Consider the following 1,025-nt stretch of genomic DNA (forward strand, 5'->3'; position numbering starts at 1 on the left):
CGTGGGCAACGACCGCACCCTACGGCTGTGGAACGTCGCGAACCCGGCCGACCCCGTGCCGCTGGCGGCGCCCCTGTCCGATCACCACGACACCGTGTACGCGGTCGCCTTCAGCCCCGACGGGCAGGTCATGGCCACCGCCGGAGCGGACCACACCGTCCGCCTGTGGAACGTGACGGACCCCTCCGCCCCGGTACCGATGGGGCAGCCCCTCACCGGCCACACCGAATACGTCTACTGGCTGGCGTTCAGCCCCGACGGGCACTACCTGGCCTCGGTAGGCGCCGACCACTCCGTGAGGCTCTGGCACCTCCCCGGCACCACTCTCCCGGATCCGAGCTACGTCAACACCGTGGCCTTCGGTCCCGCACGGCACATCCTGGCCAGCGGCAGCACCGACGGCACCGTCCGGCTGTGGAACGTCGCCGACCCGTCCCGGCCCTCCCCGCTCGGCCACCCCCTGACCGGCCACCGCAACGCCGTACGGAAAGTGGCCTTCAGCCCTGACGGCAGGCTCCTGGCCAGCGCCAGCCGGGACGGCACCGTCCGGCTGTGGGACGTCCGCAACCCGGCGCGGGCGTCCCTGGTCGGACAGCCGCTCACCGGCCACAGCGGTGCGGTCTACTCCGTCGCCTTCAGCCCGGACGGCCGGACACTCGCCAGCGCGGGCTATCAGGACCACCAGGTGCGCCTGTGGGACGTCTCGCGGCCGGCGAGCGCCACCCGCCTGGGCGAACCGCTCGCGCTGCACACCGGACCGGTCACCGCCGTGGCGTTCAGCCCACGTGGGCATGTTCTGGCCACGGCCTCCGCGGACGACACCACCCAGCTCTGGGACGTGACCCGACCCGCAGCGCCGGTCCCACTGGGCAGGTCCCTCGCCGCCAGCAGCGGCGGTGTGTACGGAGTCGCGTTCAGCCCCGACGGCCGCACTCTGGCGACGGCCAACGTGGACCACACCGTACGGCTGTGGAACGTCACCGACCCGGCGCGGCCGCTGCCCACGGCCGAGCCTCTGATCGGCC

At 73.3% G+C, this 1,025-nt stretch carries 1 protein-coding gene; it reads left to right on the forward strand.

The window, feature by feature from the left end; genetic code table 11:
• On the forward strand, window positions 1-1,025 hold a 1,025-nt coding region (locus IE312_RS08945), incomplete at both ends, for a WD40 repeat domain-containing protein (protein ID WP_189980087.1).

Source organism: Streptomyces capoamus (assembly GCF_014654935.1).
GTDB lineage: Bacteria > Actinomycetota > Actinomycetes > Streptomycetales > Streptomycetaceae > Streptomyces > Streptomyces capoamus.